The sequence below is a fragment of the Allorhizobium undicola ORS 992 = ATCC 700741 genome, from assembly GCF_000621665.1.
Taxonomy (GTDB): domain Bacteria; phylum Pseudomonadota; class Alphaproteobacteria; order Rhizobiales; family Rhizobiaceae; genus Allorhizobium; species Allorhizobium undicola.
The window spans coordinates 1-24,475 of the sequence record NZ_JHXQ01000017.1; the positions used below are offsets into that span (position 1 = coordinate 1).

Consider the following 24,475-nt stretch of genomic DNA (forward strand, 5'->3'; position numbering starts at 1 on the left):
TCGGATGCTTCGTCATAGGACTACTCCTAGTGTTTGCACTAGGACTTCCGATGTTCCCATCAACATCGCAAGACGGCCATCACCGGGGGCTTACGTATAACTCCACGGCATGAGTGCATCGAGATTGCAGCTCGGCCAGCCGTTGGCGATGCGCTCGAGGGTCAGGGTGAGCCAGGCCTGCGGATCGACGTTGTTCATCTTTGCGGTCTGAAGGAGCGTGGCGATTGTTGCCCATGTCCTTCCACCGCCATCGCTGCCGGCGAAGAGGCTATTCTTTCTGGTAATTGTCTGGGGCCGGATTGCACGCTCGACGATGTTGGAGTCGAGCTCGATGTGGCCGTCGGTGAGGAAGTGCTCGAAGATGGAGCGACGCGAGGTGACATAGCGGATCGCCTCGGCGAGCTTCGACTTGCCGGAGATCCGCGGTAGGGTCTTCTGCCAGAGGGCGAAGAGCTCGTTGACGACCGCAGCAGATGTCGCCTGGCGCGCCGCGACACGGACGTCAGGGCTTTGACCGCGGGCCGCTGCTTCCACCTCCCAGAGCTTTGCCATCAGTTCCACCGTCTCGGTGGCGATCCTGGAGCTGTCCGAAGCATACAGCTCGTAGAACTTGCGCCTGCTATGGGACCAGCAGCCGGCCAGTATCACGCCATCATTGCCGCCGGCGGATCGGGCCAGCTTGTTATAGGCACCATGCCCGTCCACCTGAAGGATACCGCGATAGCCACTCATATGCCGGGCGACACGATCGCCAGCGCGGCTATCTTCGAACCGATAGGCGACCATCGGCGGACCACTGCCACCGAAGGGTCTGTCATCCCGGGCATAAGCCCATAGCCAGGCCGTCTTGGCCGATCCGGATCCGGGCGCGAGTGTTGGCAACGTCGTCTCGTCAGCGAAGATGCGCTCCGCCTACTTGATCTCGGCGAGGATGTAGTCGGCCAGGATGTCGAGCTCAAAGCCGAGCTTGCCCATCCATTGGGCCATCAGCTTCCGGTCAAGCTCGACTTTGTCACGGGCATAGATTGCCTCCTGCCGATAGAGCGGAAGGCCATCGGCATACTTCGAGACCGCAATCTGGGCGAGAAGCGCTTCCGTCGGAATGCCGCCCTCGATGATATGCGCGGGCGCGGCTGCCTGAATGACGCCGTCTTCGTTTTTGAAGGCATACTTTGGCCGGCGGGTGACGATGACGCGGAACTTCGCCGGCACGACGTCCAGCCGCTCCGAGACGTCCTCTCCGATCAGCACCTTCTGTTTGCCGACATGCTCGGACAGTTCGTCTGGCTCGATCACGACTTCGACCCGTTCCAGATGAGGTGCAAAGCCCTTGCGTGGCCGGGGTGCACGTTTCCCATCGGGATGGGTGACGCTCTTGTTCACCTGGGCTCGGATTGCAGCAATCCCGGTCTCGATCTCCTCGAAGACAAAAGCCTGCTGCTCATCATCCATGCCTGAAGGCCCTAGCTTTTCCGATCGCCGGCCAAAGCGGGCGCGATCGAAGGCTTTCAGGATCTGCGTCAGTCGTTCGATGCGCTCATCGGCATCGGCGTTTCGTTCCTTGAGATCTGCAACCTCGCTCTCGAGAGCATCGGCCCGCGCCGCCTTGTCGGCCATGGCAAGGACCATGGCCTTCAGGGTCTCTACATCATCCGGGAGCTGCAAATCCGGCGGCGTCATGAGGCTGACCTGAGCACATTTTGCTCCGGTTTTCCTGCCCTTTCATGCGGCTGATTCATTTCGCCGCAGGCCTTTACCCAACAATCTCCGGCGGCTTTACCGCCACCGGGCGGACCCGTTTCCAGTCCATGCCATCAACCAGCGCCATGAGCTGGGCATGGTTGAGCTGCACCCGGTTATGCCCGATCCGCGGCCAGCAGAACTGCGCCTTTTCCAGCCGCTTGGAATAGAGACAGACACCCGATCCATCCCACCAGACGATCTTGACCCGGTCGGCCCGCTTCGCCCGGAAGACATACAGCGCCGTGCGTTTTATCAAACGCACAAAAGACGCTGTAACACTTTAAATCTGCTGCATAATTTTCACCTTAAATCGATTCCGATTTAAGGAATTATGCAGTAGAGCGAGCCGTTGAACGGATCACTGCCGGCATCACGCACCAGCGACAGCAAGCTGTCCGGTCCCTTGCGGAAGTCGATGGGATGGCTGGCGAGGAAGACCTTTACACCTGCGGGGATCATGCGGAGCGAACCGCCCGGATCACGCGCTGCAGATGAGCCTCGTCAGCATCGACGGGAGCGCGCACGACGACATCGCCAATGACGATTTCGACGCCGGAGGCGGGGCCAGGTGCGGCGCTCTGCGGTTCAACTGCCGGCGCTGTCTGTCCAGGCTCCTCACTCGCCAACAGTTCTCTGCGCCAGCGGTAGAGTTGAGACGGCAGGATCCCAATCTGCCGCGCGATTGCCGATATGTTCACACCGGGCTGACAGGCCTGCTCAACCGCTGTGGCCTTGAATTCGCCGGACCAGAACCGCCGCAACTGGCGCGGCGACCCGTCAAGGCGATCGGGCACAGCCTCGATCATTCGCATCAACCCAAGGCTAGCCGCAGGCCTAGACATAGATCCTCACATTCAGAGAACTCGTACCTCCGTAATACCCTGCCCTGCATAACTCACGCCAGATGGGGGTTCCTTGCCGCTTAACGTAAAGATCGTAATCTCACAACGACCGCAGCGCGTTGCTCCACTCGATATCGACGAAGAAATGTACAAGTGGCGGCACCTGATTGAAAACTACTTTCAAAAGCATAGCTATGCGGTCCGACAAGAGAGACACATCCTGTGCGGCTATGATCAATCTATGTGCCTCACTCATCAATTCAAAATGAATGTCCACACATTCTAAAGCCTTCCACGCATGGCATGGGCCTTGTAAACGCCAAGGATACGGACTTTTTCCGAGAAGAAGCGGAGCTCCTCCAGCGCGCGCTTCACCGGGGCGTCTTCCGGATGACCTTCGATATCGGCATAGAATTGCGTTGCCACGAAGCGCCCGCCGATCTGATAGCTTTCCAGTTTCGTCATGTTCACGCCATTGGTGGCAAAACCGCCCATGGCTTTGTAAAGTGCGGCTGGAATATTGCGCACGTTGAACACGAAGGTGGTGATGAACCGCTCTTCTTCGGACTGGCGTTTCAGTTCAACCTCATCGCGAGACAGGATGACGAAGCGCGTTATGTTGTTTTCCGAATCCTCGACATTTTCCGCCAGGATGTCCAGCCCGTAAAGCGAGGCGGCAAGGCGCGGGGCAAGTGCTGCCATGCTGCGGTCGCCCTTTTCGGCAACCTGCCTTGCGGCTCCCGCCGTATCGCCTGCCACCACGGCCTTCCAGCCATGGCTGCGGATAATCTTCCGGCATTGTCCAAGCGCGTGGATATGGCTGTGAACCGTCTTGATTTCATCGGTCTTGACGCCCGGCAGCACCATGAGCTGAAAACGGATCGGCATGAAATATTCGCCCACGATATGCAGGCGTGACAGCGGAAGCAGATAGTGAATATCGGCGACCCGCCCGGCAAGCGTGTTTTCAATCGGGATCATCGCCAGATCGGCATCGCCGTTTTCCAGTGCGGTAAAGGCATCCTCGAAAGTCGGGCAGGGCAGCGGCTCCATCGCGGGAAACATGTCCCGGCAGGCCATGTCGGAATTGGCGCCGTGGTCGCCCTGAAAGGAAATCTTCTGCATGGTCATAGTGTGTCCTCAGCAACCGGAGAGCAGGGTGCGGGCCTTTTCGAGATCGGCGGCCGTATCGACGCCGAGCGGAACCGTTTTCACGATCTCCGCGTCGATGCGCATTCCTGCCTCCAGAGCCCGGAGTTGTTCGAGGGATTCCCGCTTTTCCAGCACGGAAGGTGCCAGCTTGACGAAACGCTCCAGGGCGGCGCGGCGATAAGCATAAAGTCCGATATGGTGGTAAAGCGGCCCGTGGCCGTGCGGTGCGGTGGCGCGGGTGAAATAAAGCGCCCTCAGGCGGGAGTCGGAGAGTGGAGAGCCCACGACCTTCACGACATTGGGGTTGGTCTTTTCCGCCTCGTCCTCGATTTCCACGGTCAGCGTTGCAATGTCCACCGCAGGATCCTCAAGCGGATTGAGGGCCGCGCGGATAATTTGCGGATCGATTGTCGGCAGATCGCCCTGAACATTGACGATGATTTGCGCCTCTGCCTGCGGATCCGCCCTGGTCAGGGCCTCGAAGATGCGGTCCGACCCGGACTGGTGGTCCGGGGAGGTCATCACCACGTCGAAACCGGCGTCGCGGACGGTATCGAATACCTGCTGATCGTCCACGGCCACGATGACGCGCCCGATTTGCGCTTCGGCTGCGCGCCGCGCCACCTGTACGATCATCGGCAGGCCGGCAATGTCGGCCAGCGGCTTGCCCGGCAGCCGGGTGGATGCCATGCGGGCGGGAATGAGAACGAGCGTATGCGACAGGGTTTTATCGGGCATGAATTCGCCTTTGAAAGCAGGGTCTGTAAACGGCAAATGCGCTGCAAGTGGGGGAACATAATCCGGTTGCAACTGTCAAGTAAAAGTCTTAGCCTTTTCATCAGCAGATTCTGTTGGAGGCCTTTTGATGGAAGGGGCAGCGGCCGTTGATGGCGCTCTTTTCAGGGGGAATTTGTTTTTCTTCGCCTGCGCTTCCTTGAAAACGGCTCGAGGGCAGAATGTCGCAGCGTCAAGGGGCCTGGAATGCTGTAACGCTGTGGAGGAGGCTTGTCCGATTATGATGTTTGCGGACTGCATGGGGAGCAATCACCAATGAATTCATACATGAATATGGGCGCGGGCGCGTTGCTGGGCACGATCCTGGTGCTGATGACCGTATCGCTGGCGTCGGAAAGCATTTTTCATGCGCCAAAGCCTGAAAAGGAAGGTTACGCAATCGCCGCTGCCGAGGCGCCTGCGGCTGGCGGTGGCGGGGCTGCGGCGCCTGCGGCCGAAGTGCCGGTGGCGCAGCTTCTGGCCAAGGGCGATGCAAAGGCTGGCGAAGCCGTGTTCAAGAAATGCACGAGCTGTCATAACGCCGAGAAGGGCGGTCCAAACAAGGTCGGACCGAACCTTTGGGGCGTTGTCGAAAGACCGGTTGCCAGCCATGAAGGCTTCTCCTATTCGGCAGCCCTCAAGGATTTTTCCAAGGGCGGCGCCGAGAAGTGGACCTTCGAAAACCTGAACCACTTCCTGCATGGGCCGAAGAAATTCGTGCCGGGTACGGCCATGGGCTTTGCAGGTCTGCCGAAGGACGAGGATCGCGCCAACCTTCTGGTTTATCTGCATAATCAGTCGGATAGTCCGGCAGCGCTTCCCACGCCGTAATTGATGTTTCATGCCCCCGGCCTTCACCGGGGGCTTTTATGCGCCGTGCCTTTTGTCAAAGGCGCAAAGAGTGCTGCAACCTTGGGAAAATCTCACCGCATCAGGCTTCGTCGAAGGGCTGATCGCTGCACAGTCTGTTGCGGCCACGGCTCTTTGCCAGATAGAGCATCTGGTCCGCGGCGTTGAGCTGGTTATCGAGTGGCTCATCCGGTGCGAGTTTCACCACGCCGATCGAAGCGGTAATCCTGATCGGACCTTTGGCATGGTCCAGAGCCATTCCCTGAATGTCGCTCAGGAGTGCCTGGGCGATGGCAATCGCGCCGTCGCGGTCGGTTTTCATGAAGAGCAGCGCGAATTCCTCGCCGCCAATTCGGGCGGCCAGATAGCGGCCTTCGCTTTGGCCTTTTGCCAGAAGGCTGGCGACCGCTTTCAGCACCCTGTCGCCCGTTTCATGGCCGTAGGTGTCGTTGAGCGATTTGAAGTGGTCAATATCGAGAATGGCGATGGCGCCCTTCGTGCCGCTGGCGAGAAAATTTTCGGCGCGTTCGAAAAACAGGCGCCTGTTATAGAGCGAAGTCAGAAAATCCCGCTCCGCCATGTAACGCAGGCGTTTCAGTTGCAGAAGGGTTTCGACGTTGTTGTTGATCCGGCATTGCAATTCCTCGGGCAGGAATGGCCGGTAGATGAAATCCGATGCGCCTGCTTTCAGAAAGGAGGCCGACAGCCGCCGGTCCGTGGATGCGGAAACGCCGATGATGCGCAGCCGGTCAGAGCCATAGATCGTTTTGATTGTTTGGGTCAGTTCGTAACCGTCCATATCCGGCATGAAGTAATCGGTCACGACGAGCTCTATGGCCGGATTGCCGCCGAGAATTCTCAATGCTTCCTTTCCCGTTGAGGCTTCGAAAACAAGGAAATTCTGGCCTTTCAAAAAGCTCGAAAGTTCCGACCGCGACGTCTTCATGTCATCGACGACAAGAATGGCGGTGGACCGATTGTTGATGACGCGAACCACGCAGGTTGCGACCTTTTCAACCGACGTCACCCCGTCCTTGACGATATAATCAACCAGCCGACGCGAGGCGTAATTCTTGACCAGATCGTCGATAACCGAGGCCGAGAACAGCACGGTGGGGATGTTTTTCGAGCAAAGCAGATTGAGGATCTCTCCGTTCGGGGCATCCGGCAGGTTCATGCCGGTGATGGCCACGGTGAAGTCCTGGCTTTGCAGGGCGCTTTCTGCCTCTGAATGGCTGCGGCAATGCACAATCTCGGCAGAGACCGACTTTTGCAGATGGCTCATGAGCAGCGCCGACATGGCAGGCGAATCTTCGATGAGCAGAATACGGGGCTCGGACAATTCTTATCTCTTCGGGGCTCTGCTTGCAGCCTTGGCGGTCCATCATGAAAGACACGCCATGGCGGCAAGATTGGTTTCACAGGCCTGCCTTGCCCAAACTGCTTGCGTTGTACCCGTGGTGTCGCGCGGGAGCGGAAGAAGCCGAGGCCCCGATATAATATAGGGAAATTATTTTTAAGCGGTTTATGAAGTTACAGCGCCGTGCGTTTTAACAAACGCACAAAGGATGCTGTAACACTTTGAAGATGCTGCATAATTTTCACCTTAAATCGATTCCGATTTAAGGAATTATGCAGTAGGGCGGCCTGCGTTTCAGGCTTTTGTTTTTCCATCGCAACAGCATGGAATTTGACCTTCGCTACCTCAGGGCAGGGCTTCTATCGACCCGGCGTTGTGCGGCTTTTCCCACAGCAGTGCGGATTGAAAAAGCAGCCGTGAATAGGGGTGATGGGTTATTCCGCGCTCAAGCTCCGTTCGTGTCAGTTCATCGACGAAGGCGCCGTTCTGCATCACCAGAACCCGGTCGCACATGTGGGCGATGACAGCGAGATCGTGGCTGACCAGAACATAGGTCAGTGCGCGCTCCCCGCGCAGGTCGCAAAGCAGGTTGAGAACTTCCGCCTGCACCGAAACATCGAGCGCCGAGGTCGGTTCGTCCAGCAGCAGAATTTGTGGCTCGAGCATAAGCGCCCTTGCAATCGCCACGCGCTGGCGCTGTCCGCCGGAAAGCTGGTGGGGAAAGCGCTCACCAAAGGCGGCTGGCAGTCCAACCTGTTGCAGGGCCTGGCCCACAAGCTCGAAACCCGTTCCTTTCCCCATGGCGCGGATCGGCTCGGCCAGCACGCGCTCTATGCGATGGCGCGGATGAATGGAGCCATAGGGATCCTGAAACACCATTTGCGCCAGCATGAGTTCGGCGCGTGTGCGCTCCTGGCCAACGTTCTGGCCAGCCAATTGGATTTCACCCTGCCAATGCCTGTCGAGGCCTGCCAGCGAGCGCAGCACAGTGGATTTACCGCAGCCGGATTCCCCGACAATGCCAAGCGTTTCGCCCTTGGCGACGGCAAAGGAAACGGATTTCACCACCTCGCGGCGTTGCGCACCGCGGCCAAAGGCCACCGAAAGGTTTCTAACGTCAATCATGCCGGCCTCCCCCAGTCTCGAATGGCTTGCCGGTTCAGAACCTGCAAGCGGGAAACTGGCCTTGTCGGATCCGGCATGGCGGCAATAAGGCCGCGGGTATAGGGATGTCGTGCCTCCTCCAGCCGTTCCAGTGTTTCGATGATCTGGCCTTGATACATGACCAGTATGCGCTGGCAGAAGGTGGCGACCATACGAATATCATGGCTGATGAGCATGAGGGCGCAGTTGTTTTCGCGCACCAGTTCGTCCAGCAGGTTCAGCACCTCCGCCCTGACACCGACATCCAGTGCCGAGGTCGGTTCGTCGGCAATCACCAGGCGTGGCCGCGACAGCAGCATCATGGCGATCATCACCCTTTGCCCCATGCCGCCGGAGATCTGGTGCGGATAAAGCTGCATGGTGCGTTGCGGATCGGAAATACGCACCCGTTCCAGCATGGCCGCAGCCTGCTCGCGCGCAGCTTTCCCGCTGGTCTCCTGGTGCAGGATCACGGCTTCGGCAACCTGCTGGCCAACCGTCAGCACGGGATTGAGCGAATAGCGCGGATCCTGCATGATCAGCGCCATGCGGTTTCCGCGCATCCGGCGCAACTGTCTTTCGCGAAGCTGCAAAAGCGGCTCGCCCTCGAAATCCAGTGTATCTGCCTCGATCCGCGCCGCTGGCGGCAGAAGGCGCATGATGGTGCGGCCAAGCGTGGATTTGCCTGAGCCGGATTCGCCGACAATGCCCAGTCTTTCCGCGCCGAGATCGAAGCTTGCATGACTGACGGCCGGGATGGCGCCGCGTCCAAACTGTACGGAAAGGTTGCGGACGCTGAGTATGATGTCCTTATCGGGCATGGCGTGGGTCCAGAATATCGCGCAGCGTGTCGCCGACAAGGTTGAAAGCAAGGCTGGTGATGAGAATGGCGATGCCCGGCATGACCGCTACCCACCAGTGATCCAGCATGAATTTGCGTCCGTTGGAAATCATCGCGCCCCATTCGGGTGCGGGCGGCTGGGCGCCAAGGCCGAGAAAGCCGAGAGCCGCGGCCGTGAGGATGATGCCCGCCATGTTCAATGTGAGGCGCACCACCACTGACGGTATGCACATCGGCGCGATATAGAGAAACAGAAGACGCGCGGGCGAGGCGCCGTAAAGCCGTGCGGCGGCGACATAATCGGTATTTCGCACGATCAGTGTTTCAGCCCTTGCCAACCGCGCGATGGGCGGCCAGCCGGTCAACGAGATCGCAATGACGGCGGTGTTCAGGCCTGGTCCAAGCGCGGCTGCGAAGGCCAGCGCCAGAATGAGGGAGGGAAAGCTGAGGACAATATCCGTGATACGCATCAATATGGCATCGGTGCGTCCGCCCGCAAAGCCGGCGATGATGCCGATCAGCAGTCCCAAGGGGCCGATGATCAGCGACACCGAAAGCACGGTCTGAATTGTGATGCGCGTGCCGAGGATCAGCCGGGAGAGAATGTCGCGCCCGAATTCATCCGTTCCGGCCCAATGGCTCAGGCTTGGCGCTTGCAGCGCCTCAGCCAGATTTTGCCGCAGCGGGTCATGTGGGGCAATGAAGGGAGCGAGAATGGCGATAATAATCAACAGAGCCAGCACGGCAAAGCCGAACAGGCCCAGCGGCTCGTGCATGAGTTTGCCCAGGAAAGCGGCAAGCGCTGTTCTGGCGCGGGCGGCAAAGACTGGCTTGCCTGTGTTTGCCGCAACGGCATCGGCGTGGTTCATGGCGAGACCTCCCGTGTGCGGGGATCGAAGATGAGATAGGCGAGATCGGAGAGAAAATTCAAAACCATGAACACCAGGCCGATGACCAGCGTGCAGGCCAGAATGGCATTCATGTCGCCGGTCATCAGCGCGTTGGTCATGTATTGGCCGATCCCCGGCCAGGAAAAGACGATTTCTGTCACCACGGCCCCCTCAAGAAGGCCGCCATAGGAAATCGCCAGCACGGTGATGAGCTGGACGGCGATGTTGGGCAGGATATGACGCAACACGATCCGCAGGCTTGAGGCGCCCTTGGCGCGCGCGGCAGTGACATAATCCTGATTAAGCTGTTCCAGCGTGAAGCTTCGGGTCATGCGGGTAATGTAAGCCATGGCCGAATAGGCCAGAATGCAGGCTGGCAGGATGATGTGGGATACGGCATTCCAGAAGACTTCGTGATCGCCCGCCAGCAGGCTATCGACCAGAAGCAGGCCGGTGCGCGGCTCCACCAGACCTTCCAGATAGACATCCACCCGGCCCGGACTGCCTACCCATGCCAGCCATGCATAGAAAATCACCAGCCCGACAATGCCGAACCAGAAAACGGGAATGGAATGCCCCACAAGGGCAATGACGCGGGTGAATTTGTCGAGCAGGCTGTCCCGGAAGAAGGCGGCACTCATGCCGAGCGGCACGCCGACCAGCGTGGAGAGAATGACGGCGAAGGTGGCAAGCTCAAGCGTTGCCGGAAAGGCCTGTCCCAGATCCTGCGCTACCGGATTGCCGGTGAGAATGGCGGTGCCGAGATCGCCACGGGCAAGCGACGTCATATAAATCCAGAATTGCTGGTAGAGCGGCAGATCGAGCCCCAGCCGGGCGCGCATGGCCTGATAGGCGGCGGGATCGGCAAGTTCACCGACAATGGCGCCCACCGGGTCATGCGGCAGGATGCGCCCGATGACGAAGGTGACGACCAGCAGCACGAAGAGGCTTGCAATCAGCTGCCCCAGTCGCGTGGCAAGTTCGGGAAGGGAAAATTCTTTCATCCACACCGCCAGAGTTCGGGCATGGAAAGCCGGAGCGGTCGTGCCCCGTGTGAACCATGCCATTTTCATCACGCCCTGTCGCTGCGGTCAGGGCGTCAGTCGAGGATCGATGCCCTATCCGGGCGCCCGGCGGCCCGGCAGGGTGTGCATCAGGGTTTGTCGGCCTTGCTGACCCCTTCGATACGGGTCAGCGAAGCGGAGTCCCCATGGTAATTCTTCACGCGGGCGCTGACGACGATGGGTTCGAAGCGTTCGAAAAGCGGCAGAACGGCTGGCTTTTGCGCAATGAATTTTTCTTGCAGCTCCTTCACCATCGCAAGTCTGCGGGTATCGTCCCGCTCCTTGTTGGCGCTTTCGCGCAGGGCATTGAGTTCGGAAATGTCCCAGGCGGAGCGCCAGACGAAATTGCCGGCGTTGTTGGCCTGTCTGGAATTGTCGGGATTGTTGGTGAAATTATCCAGCGCGCCAAGGGGTGTGGGCATGAAGGCGCTGCTTTGCGGCAGAAGAAGATCGAAATCACGCGCCCGGTGCGCGGCCACGATGTCGGCGCCATTGCCCTGCTGGATGGTGACGGTAATGCCGATCTGGGCCAGATTGGCCTGAATGGCGGTGGCCATATCCACGCGCGGTGTTTGTGAAATCGTCTTCAATGTCAGGGAGAAACCATTGGGGTAGCCCGCTTCGGCCAAAAGCTTCCGGGCCTTTTCAGGTTGCAGCGACCAATCGGGATTGGCAATGGCACCCGGCCAGTCCTGCGGCACGGGAACGTTGCGCACGCGGCCATAAGGCCCAAGGATCGTATCGGCAATGCCCTTATAGTCTATGCCATAGGCAATGGCTTCGCGCACCTGCGGCTTGGAGAGCGGTTCCTTGCCGGCATTCATGGCCAGGACGTAATAGCCGCCGGTCTTGACCCTGTCGATCGTGAAGCCGGGCTTGTTTTCGAATGTCTTCACATCGGCTGCCGTCAGGGCATTGGCAATATCGATATCGCCATGCTCCAGCATCAGGCGCGCGGCCTGGCTTTCGGGAACATGGCGCATGATGATGCGCCGAATGGCCGGCGTGCCGTCGCGATATTGCGGATTGGCTTCCAGAAGCACGATGTCGTTCGGCGACCAGCGCCGCAGACTATAAGGGCCTGATCCGGCGGTATTGGTGCGCAGCCACTCATTGCCGAAATCGTTGTTCTTGACGTGCTTTTGCACTTCGACGCTGTCAACGATACTCGAAACCCCCATGGCCAGCCGGTACAGCAGGGCCTCGGGAATGACGTTATCCGTCAGCGTGATGCGGAAGCTCGTGTCATCGGGGGCGGAAATCATCGTTTCGATATTGGCGGCGGTATAGCCCGCGCTCTTGAAATTGGTGGCCGCCGCCTGATCGAGCTTCAATAGTCTCACGAGGGAAAAAACCACATCCTTGCCCGTCACCGGGTTGCCGGAGGCGAATTTGGCAGGCTTGAGCTTGAAGGTGATGGCCTTGTCGTCGATGGTCCAGCTTTCTGCCAGTTGCGGCTTGATTTTGTTTTGATCGTTCTGATCGGCGAAGACGAGGCGGTCATAGGTGTTGGCCAGAATTTCCTGCGTCTTCACCTCCGTTCCCTGTTGCGGATCGAGGGAGAGAACCTGCGCAAGCGAGGTGCCGATGACAAGCTGATCCTTCGGCGTTGCTGCATGAGCAGGAAGGGGAGCGTTGAAGGCGAAGGTAACGGCGGCTCCCAGGACGAGGGGGGCGGCAAATCTGCGCATTGATTCCTCCAGTTGTCGGGGCCAACTCCTCAATTGGCCGGAATGTCATATTATGAATATGCGCTTTTTTGACATGTGGCAAGAGCGGAGAGATAAACTTGCCTTGTCCTTCTGCTTTGGCGCGCTTGCTCCCTGACATCACAGGACATGCCGCAGTTTCCCGCAAATACCAATGGGAATAGTGAGCGTCTCGCTGAAAAGAGTCCGTTTGAAGGCGCGGACGGGATCTGGCTGCCGGGCAGAGTGAACGTGGCCTGCTGTCTCGACAGATGATCCAATAACGAATATCTTGTAATATGAGTGCGCAACTTGTGCGATGAGGCGGTGGTTGCCCTCACGGATCAACAGGGCGCAGGGGAGGAACCGGAATGCGCAGACTGGCTTTCAGAAAACGGCTTTACCTGACATATGGCTTGTGTGTTTTGGGAATGACGACACCGGCCATGGCAAAAACCTTCATTTATGTGTCAGCCGCCACGGATGGCATCATCAATATCTACAGCATGGATGAAAGCTCCGGTCAGCTACGGGCTGCCGGAACGGCTGCTCCCGGAAAATCGGTGATGCCGATGACGGCCAGCCCGGATCGCAAGCATCTTTATGCCGTCGTGCGCTCCCAGCCTTACCGTGTCGTAAGCTATGGCATCGATGCAGACACTGGCGCGCTGCAAGAACAGGCCGTGGCGGCCCTTCCCGATAGTATGCCCTATGTCTCCGTCGAGAAGCAGGGGCGTTTGCTGTTTTTCTCTTCCTATGGCGGTAACAAGATTGCCACTTTGCCGGTGGGTCCGGATGGGCTTGTCAAGGATGGCGTCCGGCAGATGATTCCGACGGGCCAGAACGCCCACTCTATCGTGAGCGATCGCAGTGGACGATATGTCTTTGCCACCAATCTGGGCTCGGATGTTGTGCTGCAATTCGTTTTGAACGAGCAAACGGGAATGCTCGAGCCCAACACGCCGCCCGCAATCGCAACATCGCCCGGACAGGGGCCGCGGCATATTGCCGTTTCGCCAGACAATGGATCGGTTTATGTGCTGACGGAGTTGAGTGGCGAAATTTTGCATTTCAGTCTCAATGCGGCCACCGGAACGTTGAAGGCCGTGGACAAGGCGGCGATTCTTCCGGCGGATTCGGGCCTGGAGCGTGGCGTGGCGCCGCCACCCCCGCCGCCCTTCAATGCGCCCGCGGCCACCTCTCCCGCGCCTGCCGCGGCGCCACCGCGCATCTGGGCCGCCGATCTTGCGATAACGCCGGATGGCCGGTTTCTCTATGCAAGCGAACGCACGACCAGCACGCTTGCGCTATTCAGGATTATACCGGAAACCGGCTCGCTGGAGCGTTTCGGCTCGATTTCGACTGAAAAGCAACCCCGCGGCATCCGTGTCGATCCAAAAGGCCGCTTTCTCGTTGTTTCGGGCGAGAAGTCCGACATGATTTCCGTTTATCCGATCAACAGCAGCGACGGCAAGCTTGGTCCTGCCCAACGTTATCCGGTAGGGCAGGGCGCCAACTGGGTGGAGATTTTAGATTTGCCGTAATTTCGGATGGCGAGACGAATTGAAAATCCTGCGGCTCGGCGTCAACCCGCAGAACGGGTTGGCGGCCGGGACGGGGCCGCCCCCAAATCGGTTGCTTTCAAGCGGCTTTACTGTGTGATATGGCAGGCATCAATGTCTTATTGGATCGTGCGGGGTTGACGCATCGTTTCGACGCACGATCTTGTAGTGCCAAGTCGAAATTTCGGTGAAGAGGCACCCGCATCCTTTGCCGGATCGGTCCTCGGGCCGAATATGAACACGCAGGATGCACTATATGCAGGTAAAGGGTGGCCAGATTACCCAGTTTGGACGAGGGCGAATGGGCCAGCTCATCGCCTCCTACGATTGGGCATCCACCCCGCTGGGGAGCATTGAGGGCTGGTCGCAGAGCCTGCGGTCTTATGTCGAGATGATGCTGGGGCAGAAACATGCGATTTGCCTGTTCTGGGGCCCGGACCTTACACTCCTCTATAACGACGCCTACGCCCCCATATTGGGCGCAAAGGAAAACACGGCGCTCGGACGCCCGGCCAGCCTTGTCTGGGCAGATGTTTGGGAGGCCATCACGCCTTTCGTCAATCAGGCGCTTTCCGGTGAGGGCACATGGTCGCAGGAAATGCCCCTGGTGATGACAAGAAATGGCTATCCGGAAGAAACCTTCTGGACCTTTTCCTATAGCCCTCTCTATGAAAATGGCGAGATTGCGGGCATGATCAACGTGGCGCTCGATGCCACCCACGGTGTCATGGCCCGCCGGCGGCAGGATGAATTGCAGCATGAACTTGTGCATAGGGTAAAGAACTCCCTGGCTGTCACCAAGGCCATCGTCACATCCACATTGCGCAACGCATCATCGGTGCAGGTGGCGCAGGATGCCATCGGCAATCGTATGTCGGCGCTTAACCGGGCGCAGGACCTGCTGTTCAGCGTTGCGGAAAAGGCCTTGATCGCAGATGTGGTGCGTACGGCGCTGGAGGCGCATCTGGATCGCCCCGAACGTGTGGTGATGCACGGCCCGGCTCTTGATGTCTCGGCCAATCAGGCGCTTGGACTGAGCCTTGCCGTTTACGAACTGGCGACCAACGCTCTCAAATACGGCGCCTTGTCCAGCCCCGACGGGCTGGTTTCCATTGCTTGGGCGGTGGATGCGGAGGATGCGTTCAGCTTCGAATGGGTTGAAAGTGGTGGCCCTGCCGTCGAGGCGCCTTCCTCCAACGGATTTGGCTCGCGTCTGACGGGGCGGGTGGTCCCGGCCTATTTCTGGGGTAGCGCTGAAACCGACTTTGCGGTCTCCGGGCTGCGCTACCGGCTGTCAGGTCAATTGACCCAGAAGGCGTAAGGTGCGACCTGTAGTGGTCTTTGCTTTTCGTTTTGACTGCGGGGCCGCCCGGTTCCCCGCCGCACTCATCGATCCGGATTTTTTCCATGAAGCTCATCCGCAAGCTTGACCATCTTCTCAAGGTTTTGTCGGAGCGGATTTTTACGCCGCTCGATCTATCCGTGCCGCTGGTCTACAAGGCGGCCAGCCATGATGAGCGGGCGGCCATGGTGGCAAGCAATCGCCAGGACTGGACGCCGGTGACGCAAGACCATCTCTGGGGAGAGCCGGATGGCTATTACTGGTTCGCCGGGACCGTGGAACTGCCAGTTGAGGCTACCGGTCAGCGGGTTTTCGGGCGGATCGAGGCGGCTTTCGGCGATGTCATGGGGCGCAGCGATCCGCAATGCCTTGTCAGGCTGAATGGGCGGATCATTCAGGGCGGCGATGCCAATCACCGCGAATTTCCCATTGATTTCGATGCGGCGGGCGGCAGAAAATACGACCTGATGATCGAGGTGGGCACGATCGAAAATCGACGGCAGATCGGCTTTGCCGTGACGTTGCACCTTCATCACGCCGCCGTCGAGGAAGCCTATTTCGACATGAAGGTGCCGCTCGATGTGGCACGCTTGCTGCCTGTCGACGATCCGCGCCGCCATTTTATCCTGCGCACCCTTGACGAGGCGATCAACAGCGTGGATTTCCGGCCCCTTCAGCCGGAGCGTTTCCTGGATTCGCTTGAGCGGGCGCGCACCATTGCCGGGCGCATTTATGCGGCGCAGGATTTCGAGGAAAAGCCGGTCATAACCGCAACCGGACATACGCATATCGATGTTGCGTGGCTGTGGCGTGTGCGTGAAACACGCCAGAAGATGGCGCGCTCCATGGCGACGGCTCTCTCGCTGATGCAGGAATTTCCAGATTACCGCTTCATGTATAATCAATGCGTGTTGCTGGATTATCTGGCCGAGGACTATCCTGAACTCTTCGAGCGTATTCGCGGTGAGGTGCAGGCGGGACGCTTCGAAATCGAGGGCGCCCTCTGGCTTGAGCCGGATGTCAATATTGCAAGCGGTGAATCCCTGGTGCGCCATGTGCTTTATGGCGTGCAATATCACCGGGACACCTTCGGCATTCGTCCGCATATGCTGTGGCTGCCCGACACGTTCGGCTATAGCGCGGCACTGCCGCAGATCATGGAGAAGGCCGGTCTCGACAGTTTCGTGACCCATAAGCTGTCGTGGAACGATACGAACCGCCTGCCGAACGAGAAGTTTTTCTGGGAGGGCATCGATGGAACGAAGGCAATCGCCTATTTCCTGACAACCCAGCCCTATGAAAGCCAGCGGATCAACACCACTTACTGCCCGAACCTCAAGCCGAGCCATGTCATGGGCACCTGGAAACGCTATGGCCAGCAGACGGCGGGCGGAGATCTTTTCCTCGTTTATGGCTTCGGAGACGGCGGCGGCGGTCCAACACGGGAAATGCTGCACAATATCCGGCGCATGGAGAAGGGCATTCCCGGCTGCCCGAAGCTCGAGCATGGCTTCATGCGGCCTTTCTTCGAGCGTCTTATCGACGAGATGCGGAAGAAACCGCATAATTTCCCGGTCTGGAGCGGCGAACTTTATCTGGAGTTTCACCGGGGTACGCTTACCTCCGTTGCCAAAAACAAGAGAAACAACCGGCTGGCGGAAAACCGGCTGCGCGAACTGGAGGCTTTGGCGGTCTTCGTGCGGCTGAAGACCGGTGCCGCCTATCCGCTCAAGGAATTGCGCGCGCTTTGGGACATCGTGATGCTCAATCAGTTTCACGACATTCTGCCCGGTTCGTCCATCGGCGCGGTCTATGACGATAGCGATCGCGATTATGCACGCTTTTTCGAACATGCTGCCGAATTGGAGCAAAAACTGCTGGCTGGCATGGCACGGGGCCAATCCGTGTTCAACCTTCTGGGGCGCAAGCGCAGCGGTGTGGTGGAACTGCCTGCCGGTCAGCACGGCCTGCAATCCATCGAGAGGGCGGATGGCCGCCGCGCAGATCTCACATGGGTCGATAATGCCGCTCCGGCCACATTTTCAGCCCTGCCGCAACCGGGTGAGGCGGTGCCGCCGCAGGACGAATTGCGTGCCGCGCCGGCCATGCTCGCCAATGGCTGGATCGAGGCGCATTTCGACGAAAATGGACGCCTGACCGGCCTGCTGGACCGCAAGAGCGGCCGAAATACCCTGAAAGGCGGGCAATGCGGCAACCGCTTGCAGGCTTTCCGTGACTTTCCGGCGGAATTCGATGCCTGGGACATTGATTATGATTTCGAGGATCAGGTCTTCGAAATCGACCGGCTTGTTTCTGTCGAGGTCGTGGAAAGCGGTCCCTTGCGTGCGGCGCTGCGCTTCGAGTGGTCCTATGAAAGTTCGCGGATCGTGCAGATCGTTTCACTGATGGCGGGCGCGCGGCAACTGGAATTCGACACCTGGATCGACTGGCACGAACATCATTGCCTGGTGAAGGCAGCCTTTCCGCTGGCGCTCAACACCACGGCCAGCGAGGCTGAAATTCAGTTCGGGCATGTTCGCCGCGCCAGCCATCGCAATACCTCCTGGGATGCGGCGCGTTATGAATGCGTGATGCAGCGTTGGGTGAGTGCAAGCGAGGGCGATTTTGGCGTGGCGCTCCTCAATGACTGCAAATATGGCTATGATGCCAAGGGAGCAGACATCCGGCTTTCCCTGTTGCGCTCGCCCACCTATCCCTGGCCGGACGCCGACCAGGGCGAGCACAGGCTAGGATATGCCGTTCTGGTCCATGACGGCGACATCGCCGCTGTCCATGCGGCGGCGGAGGATTTCAATCTTCCGCTTGGCGTTAAGCCTGTCGCATTTGAGCGCATCGGTAGCATGGTCAGTGTCGATAATCCGGCGATTGCCGTTGAGGCGATCAAGCCCGCTGAAGACGGACAGGCCATCGTCATGCGGCTTTGGGAGGTATCCGGCACGCGGCAAACGGCGCAAATGCGCTTTGAATTTCCTGTAGAGCGGATCGAGGCTGTGGATTTGCTGGAAGAAAATCCTGTGCCGCTTGGCGATGGATCACAGCCACTACCCCTTGTTTTCAAGAGCTTCGAGATTGTCACGCTGAAGATATTCCCAGCCGGCTAAAGTATGTCGCGCAGAGCTGTGCAGCGGCTTTGCAACAAAGACATACGATAAAACAATGACTTAAAGCGATAGGGGCGAAGCTGAAAGTTCGCGACACGGTTTAAGCGGGGGATAGTCATTCTGGTGAATTGCCTTCCGCTGCCATGGGCGGGAGCAGGAGCCGTCTGTGGCACATCGGCCATGGTAACGAAAATTTGTGGAAAGGATAGCGTTACCATCACAGCCTTTGCGGGAGATTAAATGCGACATGATTGAAATACCTTCAATATTGCACTAACTGCAATTCATGCAGGCGACTGTATGGCTGAAGGATGAGATATGGCAGAGGCGTCGACGCCGCCGGCCCCGGATGGACGCGAGCGAAAAAGGCAGGAAACGATCGAACGTATCGTTACCGCCGCCTGGAACCTGTTCCTGTCGAATGGTTATGGCGAAACCACGATGGAGGACATCGCCAAGGCTGCGGATGTGTCCCGGCGCAGTGTTTTCAATCATTTCAGCCGCAAGGACGAAATACTCTTTGCCCGCATGGACCAATATGCGAGCGGCATCGCCTCGAAAATCGCGGCAAGAAGTGCTGTTGAAACGCCATTTCAAGCGGTGATTGCCGTTCTTGGTCAGGTTACGGAGGCGGCCAGACCCGCTGATATTCAGGCGATGGTGCAGATGTTCCGCCGCGATCCCGCTCTGGCGAGCGGGCGCTATGGATATTATTCACGTTTCGAGCAGGCGATTTTGACCGCCCTGCGGCAGGGCTGGGGCGGCCGCGAAACCGACGATCGGCTGATCCTTTGCGCCATGTCAACGGCTGGCCTGTTGCGGCTTTCGGTGGATCGGTGGACGGCGCGAAAAGGCGAAGGCCGGTTCAGCGATTGCCTCGACCAGCTTGCCGCGATGTTGCCGGATGCGCTGCGCAGATAGCGGGCTCCCAAGGTTTTATTCCTGAAGCGTAATCCTGTCGGTTTTCGTTTCGCTCCGGTTTGATGACGCTCTATCCGCGCATTTCCCTTGGCGTCACCGACATGCGCCTCTTCATGGTTGTCGTCAGGTGGCTCTGACTGGCAAAACCGGTGAGATAGGCGATTTCCCCGATGGGGATCGAGGTTGTTGTCAGCAGTTGCTCCGCCTTTTTCAGCCGCAACTCGATGACATATTGATGAGGTGTCTGGCCGAAGCTGGATGAAAACGCCCGCAGAAAATGGCTTACCGACATGTCCGCTTCTCGTGCCAGTCGCTCGAGACTGACATTTTCATCAAGATGTTCCAGAAGAAAATCCTGCAAATGCTGTATGGTACGCTTGGAGAGCCGAGCACGCCCCGCTGCGAAGGTGCAAGACGGTCCAGAATAGGTCCGAACGACATGCAAGGCCAGAATGGTGAGCGATGCGTCAACCGCCAGCAGGCTGGGCGAGATGGATTCCAGCTCCTCGCGAATGCCGAGCGCTATCCATTGTGCCCGCCTGTCGATCATGCGCGTGACGGGCGGGCAGAGCAGCTTGCTCGTTTTCTGTTCCGTTTGCTGGGCCAGCTCTTCCAGTTTTCGGGGCCGGAAAAGAACCACGACCTTGCTGCCCTGATTGCAGATGTTTATGGCGCTATCGGCCGTTGCAAGCTGTAATCCTATGCTGCCGGGCAGCTCCTGAAAGCCATGTTGTGCCTCGCTGAAGGCGGGCGTCAGCTTGCGTTTGTTTTGCAGCGTGACGGTGCAGACGGTGCAATCTGTTCGAAGCTTGAACTGGTTCAATGCCGGGTCAAGGCTGAGCGCCAATCCCGTCGGCGTTTTCATATGGCATCCTACATGAGCCGGGATCTTCTCGAAATCCTCTCCGTCATTCAGTGCGATGTCTGCGTGTCGTTGATTGGTTTGCATATTTTCCGGTCGCGATGCCCCTGGGCGATTCGGTAGGTGTGAGCAGAAATGCGGCCCCTCCGCATAAGGGAACATATAACGGATTTTTTTGCACCCAGTGCAATAGCAATCTTGGGGCTAACGCCGAATTTGATAAATCACAAATCAGATAACCAGCGTCGCAAGGCGTGCAAGCGCGTGAGAGAACGGCCCATGACATATAAACTTTGTTTGCCCCCATTGGCGGCGGCGTTGTGTAAGACTTTTCCCATCAAGACCGGCCGGCGTCGGCGCGGAACTGCATCTCCAGGGTGCGGTCACGGTTTCGGGGAAAGCTATGGATCTGAACAAGATCAAGATATTAATGGATTATGTGGGCCAGTCTCAGCTCGCTGAGTTGCGGGTTGCCCAGGCTGGAACGACGGTGGTTATCCGCAACAGAAAGCCCTCGGCAGATGCGGCCTTTCCGTCTTCTCCTGCGCCGCAGGCCGGCTCGACGACGGTCCCGTCCGAGCAGGCTGTCATGGTGCGCTCACCGGTTTCCGGCATTGTTCACAAGGCGGCCAGCCCCGGCGCGCCAGCGCTGGTCCAGCCCGGTGACAGGGTAGAAGCGGGGCAGGGGCTCTGCGTGCTGGAGGCGATGAAAGTTTTCACCACCGTTCCCGCCCCCGTTTCAGGACGCATTGGCCGCTGTCATTTCGCCGATGGGGCCGATATTGCCGCCGGTGACATTCTTCTGGAGATCGAGACATGAGCGGCAAAAGCCTTGCTTCGGAGCGCCGCTTTTCCTCGGTGTTGATCGCCAATCGCGGTGAAATTGCCGCTCGCGTAAAGCGCGCCTGCCTGGAAATGGGGCTGACGCCGGTGCCGATTGCCTCGCAGGCGGATGCGGCGGAGGCGCCCTCACTGGCAGAGGGTGGGCCCTTGTGCATCGGGCCGTCAACGGCTTCCAAGAGCTATCTCAATCAGGCAGCCGTTATTCTCGCGGCACGGGTCAGCGGCGCAGGCGCCGTCCATCCCGGTTATGGCTTCCTCTCGGAAAACGCCGATTTTGCCGCAGCGCTGGAAAAGGCCGGACTGGTTTTCATCGGTCCCCCGGCCTCGGCCATCCGCATCATGGGCGACAAGATTGCTGCCAAGCGGGCCATGCTGGCAGCGGGTGTTCCTTGCGTGCCGGGGCCGGGCGAACCCTTGCCGGATGATGTGGGCGTTATTGCCGCGCTGGCCGAGGAGATCGGTTATCCCGTTATCATCAAGGCGGCGGGCGGCGGAGGCGGTCGGGGAATGCGCGTGGTGCGCTCTTCGGCGGAAATTGCCGAGGCCGTGTCTCTGACGCGCGAGGAAGCGCGCCGTGCCTTCGGCAAGCCTGAACTTTATATGGAGAAATTCCTGGAAAAGCCCCGGCATGTGGAGTTTCAGGTGCTGTGCGATGAGCATGGCAATGCGGTTTGGGTCGGGCACCGCGATTGTTCGCTGCAACGCCGCCACCAGAAGGTGGTCGAAGAGGCTCCGGCCCCCGGCATCGATCCGGCATTGGCGGCGGCAACCGGCGAACGCTGCGCCGAAGCCTGCCGCCAGATTGGCTATCGCGGCGTCGGCACCTTTGAATTCCTGTATGAAAACGGTGCCTTCTTCTTCATCGAGATGAATACCCGCCTTCAGGTGGAACATCCCGTGACGGAGGAAACGGCGGGTGTTGATCTTGTTCATGAGCAATTGAAGGTGGCGCAGGGCGAGGCAATCGACATTGCGGCCTTTAGCGGAACGGCAAGCGGCCACGCTTTCGAATGCCGCATCAATGCCGAGGATCCGGAGAGCTTCGCGGCGTCTCCGGGGCGCATCACGCTGGCCCGCTTTCCGGAAGGTCCGGGCATCAGGGTGGATACGCATGTGTATGACGGCTACCGGGTGCCAGCCTATTACGACTCGCTGATTGCCAAGCTGATCGTGCACGCGCCAACGCGCGAAGAGGCGATCACGCTGATGCGCAAGGCGTTGGCCGAAACCCGTATCGAGGGGATTTCGACCAATCTGCCGCTGCATGTCAAAATCTTCAACGATCCGGATTTCGTGGCCGGTGCCGTCACTATTCACCACCTTGAAAAACGGCTGAAGGAAGGCTTTCCCGCCCATGCGTGACCGTTCCAGACCCCGCAATACACTGGGCGATCTTGCCGATCCGGCGCTCATTGCCCAATTGACCTCATGGCTTGAGGCCTCCGGCGCAGGCGAGCTGGAAATCGAAACGGCAGATGGGCAAAGCGTGGCGATTGTCCTTGGCGCCCAGCAGGCTGCCGTCCGTTCACCGCTCGCAGCCCTTTCCATCAACGCTCCCTTTGCCGGGCGCTTCCGTGTGCAGGCCGATCTTGTTTTTCCCGGCGATGTTCAGGCGAGCGCCATGCTGGGCCATATCGTCGTCGGCCCTTTGCGCCTGCCGGTAACGGCTCCTGCCGCTGGCCGGATCTCCGCCTGCACGGCTGAGCCTGATGAACTCTGCGGCTATGGCGCCCCTCTTTTTACCCTGGAGCCACTGGCATGAGCCTTTCAAATCCGAAAGCCCTGGCCAGCCCCGGCCATATCAGCCCCGACCTCGATGCGCTGGCGCGCATCTCCTTCATGGGCGCGCGTTCCTTTCTCGTCGAAGCGCCCGGCGCCTTCGATCTGCCTGGCCAGCGGCGGATATGGGCGCTCTCGCGCGAGCTTGAGGGGCGTGAAGAGGTTGCCGAAATCATCCCCGGCATGACCAATCTTCTCGTCATTCTCAAGCAGACGCCGGACGATCCCGAAGCGGTGGTGAGCGCCTTGCAGGACAAATGGCGGGCAGCACAGGGCATCGATCTTTCGGGTCGCGAAATCGAAATCGCCGTGACCTATGGCGGTGAACATGCAACCGATCTTCCGGCCTTGTGCGCCTTGAGCGGGCTTTCCGACCGGGAGGTGGTGCGCATTCACGCGGAAGGCACATATCGTGTTTTCGCTTTGGGCAGCGCGCCGGGCTTTGGCTATCTGCACGGGCTCGATCCAAGGATCCACATGCCGCGCAAGACCGTGCCGTCGCTGAACATGTCACGCGGCTGCGTGACCATTGGCGGCGCGCAGACAGGGGTTGCGGTTCTGACCGGCCCGAATGGCTGGAATTCCATCGGCTATGCTGAGCTGACCATGTTCGATCCCCATGCGGCCTCTCCCGCCATCATGGCGCCCGGCGACATCGTGCGCTTTCGCGCGGAAAGGATCGAGCTGTGATTGAAATTCTTGCCACGGGACCGCTCAACACGGTGCAGGATCTGGGCCGTCCGGGCTATCGCAAGATCGGCGTGACGGCCTGCGGCGCCATGGACACGCTGGCGCATTCCATTGCCAATCTCATGGTCGGAAACGATGTTTCGGCGGCCGGTATTGAGGTGCAGACCTTTCCCTTCCGCCTTCGCTTTGAAGAGCCCATGGTGTTTTCGCTGGCGGGTGCCGATTGCGCGGCACGACTGGACGGGCAGCAGCTTTCCGCTTTCTGGGCAATGTGGGCCGAAGCGGGGCAGGAGCTTGAACTCAACCCGCCGAAGGATGGTGCGCGGGCCTATCTGGGTTTTGAAGGCGGCATCGATGTGGCGCCGGTCATGGGGTCGCGCAGCACCTCGCTGCGCGGCGCCTTTGGCGGGCTGGACGGGCGCTTTCTGGCTGTGGGTGACAGGCTGGCGGTTGCGCCATCGGCCGGGGGGGGCTTCCCGAAAGGCGGCTTTGGCGTGACGCCTCCTCTTGAGGCGCTTGCGGATATTTTCCCGCTCGTGGCCGATGGTGTTCTGCCGGTTCGGGCTATCCCGGCGGGGGAGCATGATCTCTTTGCCGCCGATGCCGAGCGGTTCTGGACACAGGCCTGGAAGGTTTCTGCCCGCAGTGACCGTACCGGCTTTCGCTTGAGCGGGGAGCCGATACGTCCGAAGGAAGTGGTGGAAATGCGTTCGCACGGCGTCATGCCCGGCGTGGTTCAGGTTCCGCCCGCCGGAGAGCCGATCGTCCAGATGAGCGATGCCAATACGGCAGGCGGATACCCGAAGATTGCCGGGGTGCTTGAAACCGATCTCTGGCGTCTGGCGCAGGCGCGCATTGGCTCCAGCCTGCGTTTTGTGCCGGCAACCCATGCCGATGCCCGCCGGGCAGAGCTGGCGATAACGGCCTATCTCGATGACATTTGCCAGACCCGAGCGCTTCTTTTGCAGGCGCTCTCGGCCTTTGCCTGAAGAAGAGTTGGCGTGAAGA

The 24,475-nt window shown here is 59.2% G+C and carries 21 protein-coding genes and 2 pseudogenes; 10 read left to right on the top strand and 13 right to left on the bottom strand.

Translation table 11 applies throughout. The features are described 5' to 3' along the window. Positions 1-90: 90 nt before the first annotated feature. The 6 genes and pseudogenes from tnpC to T424_RS0114425 form a co-directional block, all read right to left on the bottom strand. Positions 91-1,680: pseudogene (tnpC, locus tag T424_RS21065) on the bottom strand (IS66 family transposase). A 73-nt stretch (positions 1,681-1,753) separates the two neighbouring features. After that, positions 1,754-2,005, bottom strand: a complete 252-nt coding sequence (gene tnpB / locus T424_RS21070) for an IS66 family insertion sequence element accessory protein TnpB (RefSeq protein ID WP_037067798.1) — start codon at positions 2,003-2,005, stop codon at positions 1,754-1,756. A 59-nt stretch (positions 2,006-2,064) separates the two neighbouring features. After that, positions 2,065-2,202, bottom strand: coding sequence for an IS66 family insertion sequence element accessory protein TnpB (tnpB, locus tag T424_RS22610; protein ID WP_154664927.1), 138 nt, complete (start codon positions 2,200-2,202; stop codon positions 2,065-2,067). After that, positions 2,199-2,549 carry a transposase gene (locus tag T424_RS0114410; protein WP_161712586.1) on the bottom strand — a complete coding sequence of 117 codons (351 nt, stop codon included), beginning with the start codon at positions 2,547-2,549 and terminating at the stop codon, positions 2,199-2,201. The genes tnpB (T424_RS22610) and T424_RS0114410 overlap by 4 nt, the downstream gene beginning before the upstream one ends. Before the next feature lie 318 nt (positions 2,550-2,867). After that, on the bottom strand, positions 2,868-3,716 hold the full coding sequence (locus T424_RS0114420) for a prephenate dehydratase (RefSeq protein ID WP_027488361.1): 849 nt from the start codon (positions 3,714-3,716) through the stop codon (positions 2,868-2,870). A gap of 9 nt (positions 3,717-3,725) precedes the next feature. Then, on the bottom strand, positions 3,726-4,475 hold the full coding sequence (locus tag T424_RS0114425) for a 3-deoxy-manno-octulosonate cytidylyltransferase (RefSeq protein ID WP_027488362.1): 750 nt from the start codon (positions 4,473-4,475) through the stop codon (positions 3,726-3,728). Positions 4,476-4,787: 312 nt separating this feature from the next. Here T424_RS0114425 and T424_RS0114435 point away from each other — a divergent pair, with 312 nt between their 5' ends. Continuing rightward, entirely contained in the window at positions 4,788-5,342 is a 555-nt protein-coding gene (locus T424_RS0114435; RefSeq protein ID WP_027488364.1) for a c-type cytochrome, read from the top strand. 100 nt (positions 5,343-5,442) lie between these two features. Here T424_RS0114435 and T424_RS0114440 read toward each other — a convergent pair whose 3' ends face one another. From T424_RS0114440 to T424_RS0114465, 6 genes and pseudogenes are all read right to left on the bottom strand, one after another. Further along, positions 5,443-6,702, bottom strand: coding sequence for a GGDEF domain-containing response regulator (locus T424_RS0114440; RefSeq protein ID WP_027488365.1), 1,260 nt, complete (start codon positions 6,700-6,702; stop codon positions 5,443-5,445). 363 nt (positions 6,703-7,065) lie between these two features. After that, positions 7,066-7,845, bottom strand: coding sequence for an ABC transporter ATP-binding protein (locus T424_RS21075; RefSeq protein WP_051558995.1), 780 nt, complete (start codon positions 7,843-7,845; stop codon positions 7,066-7,068). Next, positions 7,842-8,684, bottom strand: a complete 843-nt coding sequence (locus T424_RS0114450) for an ABC transporter ATP-binding protein (RefSeq protein ID WP_027488366.1) — start codon at positions 8,682-8,684, stop codon at positions 7,842-7,844. Before T424_RS0114450 ends, T424_RS21075 begins: the two co-directional genes overlap by 4 nt. Continuing rightward, positions 8,674-9,486 (bottom strand): annotated as a pseudogene (locus T424_RS0114455) (ABC transporter permease); the annotation flags it as partial. The gene T424_RS0114450 and the pseudogene T424_RS0114455, both read right to left, overlap by 11 nt. An 83-nt stretch (positions 9,487-9,569) precedes the next feature. Beyond that, entirely contained in the window at positions 9,570-10,598 is a 1,029-nt protein-coding gene (locus T424_RS0114460; RefSeq protein ID WP_027488368.1) for an ABC transporter permease, read from the bottom strand. 149 nt (positions 10,599-10,747) lie between these two features. Further along, positions 10,748-12,349 carry an ABC transporter substrate-binding protein gene (locus tag T424_RS0114465; RefSeq protein ID WP_027488369.1) on the bottom strand — a complete coding sequence of 534 codons (1,602 nt, stop codon included), beginning with the start codon at positions 12,347-12,349 and terminating at the stop codon, positions 10,748-10,750. Positions 12,350-12,717: 368 nt separating this feature from the next. Between T424_RS0114465 and T424_RS0114470 the strand changes: the two genes are divergently transcribed. The 4 genes from T424_RS0114470 (at position 12,718) to T424_RS21080 (ending at position 19,293) form a co-directional block, all read left to right on the top strand. Next, positions 12,718-13,890 carry a lactonase family protein gene (locus tag T424_RS0114470; protein ID WP_051558997.1) on the top strand — a complete coding sequence of 391 codons (1,173 nt, stop codon included), beginning with the start codon at positions 12,718-12,720 and terminating at the stop codon, positions 13,888-13,890. Positions 13,891-14,164: 274 nt separating this feature from the next. Next, positions 14,165-15,229: a PAS domain-containing sensor histidine kinase gene (locus T424_RS0114475; RefSeq protein WP_037067829.1), complete on the top strand. Its 1,065-nt coding sequence runs from the start codon at positions 14,165-14,167 to the stop codon at positions 15,227-15,229. A gap of 86 nt (positions 15,230-15,315) precedes the next feature. Beyond that, the gene (locus T424_RS0114480) at positions 15,316-18,372 is read left to right on the top strand and encodes an alpha-mannosidase (protein ID WP_027488372.1); all 3,057 of its coding nucleotides are present in this window, start codon (positions 15,316-15,318) and stop codon (positions 18,370-18,372) included. Positions 18,373-18,690: 318 nt separating this feature from the next. Further along, positions 18,691-19,293: a TetR/AcrR family transcriptional regulator gene (locus T424_RS21080; RefSeq protein ID WP_051558999.1), complete on the top strand. Its 603-nt coding sequence runs from the start codon at positions 18,691-18,693 to the stop codon at positions 19,291-19,293. A 70-nt stretch (positions 19,294-19,363) separates the two neighbouring features. Here T424_RS21080 and T424_RS21805 read toward each other — a convergent pair whose 3' ends face one another. After that, a complete protein-coding gene (locus T424_RS21805) occupies positions 19,364-20,158 on the bottom strand; it encodes a helix-turn-helix domain-containing protein (RefSeq protein ID WP_161712588.1) in 795 nt (264 codons plus the stop codon). 400 nt (positions 20,159-20,558) lie between these two features. Here T424_RS21805 and T424_RS0114495 point away from each other — a divergent pair, with 400 nt between their 5' ends. From T424_RS0114495 to T424_RS0114515, 5 genes are read left to right on the top strand one after another with little or no spacing between them, the layout of a single operon-like run. After that, on the top strand, positions 20,559-20,975 hold the full coding sequence (locus tag T424_RS0114495; protein WP_027488373.1) for an acetyl-CoA carboxylase biotin carboxyl carrier protein: 417 nt from the start codon (positions 20,559-20,561) through the stop codon (positions 20,973-20,975). After that, entirely contained in the window at positions 20,972-22,360 is a 1,389-nt protein-coding gene (locus tag T424_RS0114500) for an acetyl-CoA carboxylase biotin carboxylase subunit (RefSeq protein ID WP_027488374.1), read from the top strand. Before T424_RS0114495 ends, T424_RS0114500 begins: the two co-directional genes overlap by 4 nt. After that, entirely contained in the window at positions 22,353-22,760 is a 408-nt protein-coding gene (locus tag T424_RS0114505; protein WP_027488375.1) for a hypothetical protein, read from the top strand. The genes T424_RS0114500 and T424_RS0114505 overlap by 8 nt, the downstream gene beginning before the upstream one ends. Next, complete coding sequence (gene pxpB / locus T424_RS0114510; protein WP_027488376.1) at positions 22,757-23,467, top strand: 5-oxoprolinase subunit PxpB; 711 nt, start codon at positions 22,757-22,759, stop codon at positions 23,465-23,467. Before T424_RS0114505 ends, pxpB begins: the two co-directional genes overlap by 4 nt. Further along, a complete protein-coding gene (locus T424_RS0114515; protein ID WP_027488377.1) occupies positions 23,464-24,456 on the top strand; it encodes a 5-oxoprolinase subunit C family protein in 993 nt (330 codons plus the stop codon). The genes pxpB and T424_RS0114515 overlap by 4 nt, the downstream gene beginning before the upstream one ends. The last annotated feature ends 19 nt before the right edge of the window (positions 24,457-24,475 follow it).

Excerpts from the sequence above, each read along its gene's own strand:
- tnpB (WP_154664927.1), bottom strand. The coding sequence starts at position 2,202 with ATGATCCCCGCAGGTGTAAAGGTCTTCCTCGCCAGCCATCCCATCGAC.
- T424_RS0114410 (WP_161712586.1), bottom strand. The coding sequence starts at position 2,549 with ATGATCGAGGCTGTGCCCGATCGCCTTGACGGGTCGCCGCGCCAGTTG.
- T424_RS0114420 (WP_027488361.1), bottom strand. The coding sequence starts at position 3,716 with ATGACCATGCAGAAGATTTCCTTTCAGGGCGACCACGGCGCCAATTCC.
- T424_RS0114425 (WP_027488362.1), bottom strand. The coding sequence starts at position 4,475 with ATGCCCGATAAAACCCTGTCGCATACGCTCGTTCTCATTCCCGCCCGC.
- T424_RS0114435 (WP_027488364.1), top strand. The coding sequence starts at position 4,788 with ATGAATTCATACATGAATATGGGCGCGGGCGCGTTGCTGGGCACGATC.
- T424_RS21075 (WP_051558995.1), bottom strand. The coding sequence starts at position 7,845 with ATGATTGACGTTAGAAACCTTTCGGTGGCCTTTGGCCGCGGTGCGCAA.
- T424_RS0114450 (WP_027488366.1), bottom strand. The coding sequence starts at position 8,684 with ATGCCCGATAAGGACATCATACTCAGCGTCCGCAACCTTTCCGTACAG.
- T424_RS0114460 (WP_027488368.1), bottom strand. The coding sequence starts at position 10,598 with ATGAAAGAATTTTCCCTTCCCGAACTTGCCACGCGACTGGGGCAGCTG.
- T424_RS0114465 (WP_027488369.1), bottom strand. The coding sequence starts at position 12,349 with ATGCGCAGATTTGCCGCCCCCCTCGTCCTGGGAGCCGCCGTTACCTTC.
- T424_RS0114470 (WP_051558997.1), top strand. The coding sequence starts at position 12,718 with ATGCGCAGACTGGCTTTCAGAAAACGGCTTTACCTGACATATGGCTTG.
- T424_RS0114475 (WP_037067829.1), top strand. The coding sequence starts at position 14,165 with ATGCAGGTAAAGGGTGGCCAGATTACCCAGTTTGGACGAGGGCGAATG.
- T424_RS0114480 (WP_027488372.1), top strand. The coding sequence starts at position 15,316 with ATGAAGCTCATCCGCAAGCTTGACCATCTTCTCAAGGTTTTGTCGGAG.
- T424_RS21080 (WP_051558999.1), top strand. The coding sequence starts at position 18,691 with ATGGCAGAGGCGTCGACGCCGCCGGCCCCGGATGGACGCGAGCGAAAA.
- T424_RS21805 (WP_161712588.1), bottom strand. The coding sequence starts at position 20,158 with ATGAAAACGCCGACGGGATTGGCGCTCAGCCTTGACCCGGCATTGAAC.
- T424_RS0114495 (WP_027488373.1), top strand. The coding sequence starts at position 20,559 with ATGGATCTGAACAAGATCAAGATATTAATGGATTATGTGGGCCAGTCT.
- T424_RS0114500 (WP_027488374.1), top strand. The coding sequence starts at position 20,972 with ATGAGCGGCAAAAGCCTTGCTTCGGAGCGCCGCTTTTCCTCGGTGTTG.
- T424_RS0114505 (WP_027488375.1), top strand. The coding sequence starts at position 22,353 with ATGCGTGACCGTTCCAGACCCCGCAATACACTGGGCGATCTTGCCGAT.
- pxpB (WP_027488376.1), top strand. The coding sequence starts at position 22,757 with ATGAGCCTTTCAAATCCGAAAGCCCTGGCCAGCCCCGGCCATATCAGC.